This window comes from Mesorhizobium sp. M7A.F.Ca.ET.027.03.2.1, from assembly GCF_003999175.1.
Lineage (GTDB): Bacteria > Pseudomonadota > Alphaproteobacteria > Rhizobiales > Rhizobiaceae > Mesorhizobium.
In genome coordinates, this window is the sequence record NZ_RZOM01000339.1 from 1 (window position 1) to 5,570 (window position 5,570).

Annotated in this window: 7 protein-coding genes; 6 read left to right on the top strand and 1 reads right to left on the bottom strand. The window is 63.8% G+C overall.

Going from position 1 to position 5,570, the window contains the following annotated elements:
- The 4 genes from EN750_RS16385 to EN750_RS16400 form a co-directional block, all read left to right on the top strand.
- Positions 1–234, top strand: a 234-nt coding sequence (locus EN750_RS16385; protein WP_127397025.1) for a DUF2214 family protein, incomplete at its 5' end; no start/stop codon positions are given.
- Positions 235–369: 135 nt separating this feature from the next.
- A complete protein-coding gene (locus EN750_RS16390; protein ID WP_127397026.1) occupies positions 370–1,347 on the top strand; it encodes a tripartite tricarboxylate transporter substrate-binding protein in 978 nt (325 codons plus the stop codon).
- Positions 1,348–1,422: 75 nt separating this feature from the next.
- Positions 1,423–1,896, top strand: a complete 474-nt coding sequence (locus EN750_RS16395; protein WP_127328324.1) for a tripartite tricarboxylate transporter TctB family protein — start codon at positions 1,423–1,425, stop codon at positions 1,894–1,896.
- 10 nt (positions 1,897–1,906) lie between these two features.
- Positions 1,907–3,415, top strand: coding sequence for a tripartite tricarboxylate transporter permease (locus EN750_RS16400; RefSeq protein ID WP_127397027.1), 1,509 nt, complete (start codon positions 1,907–1,909; stop codon positions 3,413–3,415).
- A 1-nt stretch (position 3,416) separates the two neighbouring features.
- On the opposite strand, the gene nth is transcribed toward EN750_RS16400, so the two are convergent.
- A complete protein-coding gene (gene nth / locus EN750_RS16405; RefSeq protein WP_127397028.1) occupies positions 3,417–4,241 on the bottom strand; it encodes an endonuclease III in 825 nt (274 codons plus the stop codon).
- Positions 4,242–4,263: 22 nt separating this feature from the next.
- Here nth and EN750_RS16410 point away from each other — a divergent pair, with 22 nt between their 5' ends.
- Complete coding sequence (locus EN750_RS16410; RefSeq protein ID WP_127397029.1) at positions 4,264–4,758, top strand: DUF2244 domain-containing protein; 495 nt, start codon at positions 4,264–4,266, stop codon at positions 4,756–4,758.
- A 124-nt stretch (positions 4,759–4,882) separates the two neighbouring features.
- A partial coding sequence (locus EN750_RS16415) for a helix-turn-helix domain-containing protein (RefSeq protein WP_127397030.1) occupies positions 4,883–5,570 on the top strand: 688 nt, incomplete at its 3' end.

Genomic DNA, 5,570 nt, shown 5'->3' on the forward strand with positions numbered 1-5,570 from the left:
GTCTACAAATGGGTGTTCTGGGCCAAGATAGCGGCGTTCGTCATGGTCGGCCTGCTGTCGATCATCCCGACCGTCCGCTTCATATCCTGGAACAGGCAGGCGAGCGGCAATGCCTCGTTCCAGGTGCCGACGGCCGAGCTTGCGTCCGTGAAGACCTATATCCGCGCCGAAGCTTTCATCTTCCTGCTGATCCCGGTCTTTGCCGCGGCGATGGCGCGCGGCTACGGCTATTAGGATGGCGCCCATCAGCAGTTTGCCGTTTGAGTCCGGTTGCAATCTGTTAATTTGCGCTAGTTGTTGATCCATCTGCAGGGTGTTGAGAGGACCCCGCGCAGCGGTTGGAGATTTACGTATTGGGAGGAGATCACGATGAGAAGATTTGTCGCCACTCTGGCTGCTGCTGCGGCCGTCGCGCTTTATGGGTTCACTGCCGGCGCGCAGACCTATCCTGAACGCACCATCACCGTTGTGGTGCCGTTTGCAGCCGGCGGCCCGACCGACACGGTCACGCGCCTCGTCGCCGAAGCGATGTCGAAGGATCTCGGCCAGCAGGTCATCGTCGAAAATGTCGGCGGCGCCGGCGGCACGCTGGGTGCCGGCCGCGTCGCCAACGCCGAGCCGGACGGTTATACGCTGCTGCTCCATCATATCGGCATGGCGACAAGTGCGACGCTGTACAGAAAGCTCGCCTACGACACGCTGAACGCCTTCGAATATGTCGGCCTCGTCACCGAGGTGCCGATGACCATCGTCGGCCGCAAGGACCTGGAGCCCACCGACCTCAAGGGGCTGGTGGAGTACGCCAAGGCCAACAAGGATTCCATAACCGTCGCCAATGCCGGCATCGGTGCGGCCTCGCATCTATGCGGCATGCTGTTCATGAGCGCTATCAAGACGCCGCTGGTCACCGTGCCCTACAAGGGCACCGGCCCGGCCATGACCGATCTCCTCGGCGGCCAGGTCGACATCATGTGCGACCAGACGACCAACACCACCAAGCAGATCCAGGGTGGCACGATCAAGGCCTATGCCGTCACCTCGCCGGAACGCCTCGATGTGCTGAAGGACGTGCCGACGACGGTGGAAGGCGGTCTCCCCGATGTGCAGGTCGGCATCTGGCATGGTCTCTATGCACCCAAGGGCACGCCGGCGGAGATCACCGAACGCCTGTCGAAATCGCTGCAGGTCGCGCTGAAGGACCAGAACGTCGCGGCCCGCTTCGCCGAACTCGGCACCAAGCCGTCGCCCGAGGCCGATGCCACGCCCGCCGCACTGAAGGCCAAGCTGGAAAGCGAGATCGCGCGCTGGAAGCCGATCATCGAAGCCGCTGGCCAGTACGCCGACTGAGATTTGAATAGGGGCGCCACCAGCGCCCCTATTTCGCTCGGCATCGCTACCCACTGCGGGCTTGGGAGAACCATCATGAAACCTTTCGCGATCGACAGGGCCAACGGCCTGTGCGCCGCCCTGTTCATCGGTTTCGGCGCATGGTTCGCGCTGCAATCGCTCGGTCTCGAAATCGGCACCGCCTTGCGCATGGGGCCAGGCTATTTTCCGCTGGTCCTGGCGATCGTACTGATCCTGCTTGGCGCGGTCATTCTCGTCCAGGCCGTACGCGTCGAGGGCGAAGCGATCGGGCACATTGCGTGGCGCGGCATGCTGCTCATCCTGCCTGCTCCGATCTTCTTCGGCCTGACAGTGCGCGGCCTCGGATTCATCCCGTCGATCTTCCTGACGGCGCTGATCGCGTCGTTTGCCAGCCGCCGCATGAAGCCATTGACCGCGCTCGTGCTGTCGGCCGGCCTGACGTTGTTTGCCTTCCTCGTCTTCAGCTACGCGCTCGGCCTGCCGTTCCGCCGCTTCGGCCCGTGGCTGGCCCCGGGGTTGGCATCGTGAGGCGATGAGCATGGATCTCCTCGACAACCTCGCGCTCGGCTTTTCGACGGCGACGTCGTTGACCAACCTCGGTTTCTGCCTGATCGGCGTCCTTCTCGGCACGCTGATCGGCGTCCTGCCCGGCATCGGCGCCACCGCGACCATCGCCATGCTTCTGCCCATCACCTTCCAGATCGGCGACCCGGTCTCCTCCCTCATCATGCTCGCCGGCATCTATTACGGTGCGCAATATGGCGGCTCGACCACCGCCATTCTCATCAACATGCCGGGCGAATCCTCGTCCGCCGTGACCGCGATCGACGGCTACCAGATGGCCAGGAACGGCCGCGCCGGAGCGGCTCTCGCGATCGCGGCCATCGGCTCGTTCTTTGCCGGCACGGTGTCGACGTTCCTCGTCGCCATCTTTGCCCCGCCGCTGACGGCGATCGCGCTGAAATTCGGCGCGGCCGAGTATTTTTCGCTGATGATCGTCGGCTTGGTTTCGTCCGTCGCGCTCGCCCACGGCTCTATCGTCAAGGCGCTGGCCATGGTCGTGCTCGGCCTGCTGCTCGGCATTGTCGGCACCGACATCTACACCGGCACGCCGCGCTTCACGCTTGGAATCCGGGAATATGCCGACGGCTTGAATTTCGTTGCGGTGGCGGTCGGCGTCTTTGGCGTCGCCGAGATCCTGCGCAACCTCGAAAACGAGGATGAGCGCTCCGTGATGATCCGCAAGGTCACGGGCCTTATGCCGACCCGCGAGGACTTTCGGCGCATGGCAGCGCCCATCGTGCGCGGAACGATCATCGGTTCGGCGCTCGGCATCCTGCCGGGAGGCGGCGCGATCCTGGCAGCTTTTGCGTCCTACACGGTCGAAAAACGCGTCTCGAAAAACCCGCAGGAGTTCGGCAAGGGCGCCATCGAAGGCGTCGCCGGACCGGAATCGGCCAACAATGCCGGTGCGCAGACCTCCTTCATCCCGATGCTGACGCTCGGCATTCCAGCCAACCCGGTCATGGCGCTGATGATCGGCGCCATGATCATCCAGGGCATCGTGCCCGGCCCCAATGTCGCTACCGAACAGCCGGCGCTGTTCTGGGGTATCATCGCCTCGATGTGGATCGGCAATCTGATGCTGATCGTCCTCAACCTGCCGCTGATCGGGCTTTGGGTGAAGCTGCTGACGATCCCCTATTACGTGCTTTTCCCGATCATCATGGCGTTCTGCTCGATCGGCGTCTACAGCGTCAACAGCAACGTCTACGACCTCTATGCCGTCGCCTTCTTCGGCTTCCTCGGCTATCTCCTGACCAAGCTGCGCTGCGAACCGGCGCCGCTGCTGCTCGGCTTCGTGCTCGGCCCGCTGCTCGAGGAAAACCTGCGCCGCGCCATGATCCTCTCGCGCGGCGACCCGAGCACCTTCGTGACCAGACCGATCAGCGCCGGCCTGCTGCTCATCGCGCTCGCCGTGCTCGTCATCGTCTTCCTGCCGGCGGTCAAGAAAAAGCGCGAAGAGGTGTTTGTGGAGGAGAGTTGAATTACGCCGTCGCTCCGCTTCGGTCCTGAATCTCTTCGACAGGGTCGAGCGGTGCGATCGGCACCAGCGGTGCCGGCACATCGGTCGTCTTGACCTCGGCCTTGCAGATGTCGGCGATGACGCAGGCCGGGCAATCCGGCTTGCGCGCCTTGCAGACGTAGCGGCCATGCAGGATCAGCCAGTGATGTGCATGGCGCATATATTCGTCCGGAATGATCTTCAACAATCCTTGCTCGACCTGTTCCGGCGTCTTGCCGGGCGCCAGCCCGAGCCGGTTGCCGATGCGGAAAATATGCGTGTCGACAGCCATCGTGTGCTGGCCGAAGGCCATGTTGAGCACGACATTGGCAGTCTTGCGCCCGACCCCGGGCAGCTTGACCAATTCATCGCGACTGTCGGGTACCTCGCCGCCATGGTCGCGGATCAGCGCCTGCGACAGAGCAATCACATTCTTCGCCTTGTTGCGCCACAGCCCGATGGTGCGGATATATTCGCCGACCCTTGCCTCCCCCAGCGGCAGCATCTTGTGAGGCGTATCGGCGGCCTTGAACAGCGCCCGCGTCGCCTTGTTGACGCCGGCATCCGTCGCTTGCGCCGACAGCACCACCGCCACCAGCAGCGTGAAGGCGTTGACATGTTCGAGTTCGCCCTTCGGCTCGGGCCTCTGGACGGAAAAGCGCCGGAATATCTCGTGCACTTCGGCCGGGCTGTAGCGCGAGGTGCGCCGCACCGGCCGCGGGCGTGGCTTGGCGTTCGACCCATCGCGCCGTGCGGGCAACAGCTCTTTTTTGGACATGGAAGAATCTTTGGACTTGGGGCTCGCCATTTCCCTCCTATAATATCCCGCCATGAGCGACACAAACGCCTCGTTTCAGGCCGACGAGCCATTCTTTCAGGCTCTACTCACCCCGCACCGGTCGCTGGGCCGGACAGGCTTCTTCATCCTGATGGGCGCGCTGCTGTTCGGCTGGCTGGTGACAGGCGCGTTTTTCCTGTCGCGCGGCGCCTGGCCGGTGTTCGGCTTCTTCGGCCTCGACGTGGTCGCCGTCTACATCGCCTTTCGCATCAACTATCGTGCCGCTCGCGCACGCGAGGAAGTCTCGGTCTCGCGCACCAGCCTCGACATCCGCAAGACCGCCCCCTCGGGGAAATCGGAAGCGCATCGCTTCAATCCGTTCTGGGCGCGGTTTTCGGTGGCCCGTCACGCCGAGATCGGCATCACAGGGATGACGGTGGAAGGCCAAGGGCAGAACGTGCCGATCGGATCGTTCCTGGACCCCGATTCCCGCGAGAGCTTTGCCACCGCCTTTTCGCGGGCGCTGGCGACCGCCAAGGCACGCTGAGCCTGCCACGAGCGGTTCCTGGGCTCGAATTCCGTGTCCATCTGGGTATGCGCCGCAGGAAGGCAAGTTTCGGGTGGCGATCGACGCCCCGAGGGGCGATATTCCGGCTCAAGGAGACAGTTCCATGAGCACACACACCGCGGTCCTCAAAAAGGATATCACGCCTGAAGGCAGCGACTACGAGATCGTGCGCCGTGCCATCGAGAAGATCAGTCTCGACTATCGTGACCAGCCTTCCCTTGAAGAGCTGGCCGAGGAGGTCGGCGAGACGCCGACCGGCTTGCAAAAACTCTTCACCCGCTGGGCCGGCCTGTCGCCCAAAGCCTTCCTGCAGGCGGTGACGCTGGACCATGCGCGCAGGTTGCTCGATTCCGGCATGCCGCTGCTCGAGACCTCGTTCGAACTGGGCATGTCCGGCCCGGGCAGGCTGCATGACCTGTTCGTCACGCATGAGGCGATGTCGCCGGGCGACTACAAGACACGCGGCGCCGGGCTCGCCATCCGCTACGGCTTCCATTCCTCGCCGTTCGGCACCGCCCTGATCATGGCCACCGAGCGCGGGCTTGCAGGCCTGGCGTTCAGCGACCCCGGCGAGGAACGCGCCGCCTTCGCCGACATGTCCAGCCGCTGGCCGAACGCCGTCTATGTCGAGGACATGACTGCTACCGGTCCCTATGCCGCCCGTATCTTCGACCCGACGCTGTGGCGCCCCGACCAGCCGCTGCATGTCGTCATGATCGGCACCGACTTCCAGGTTCGCGTCTGGGAGGCGCTGCTCAAGATCCCGATGGGTAAGGCCCGCACCTATTCCT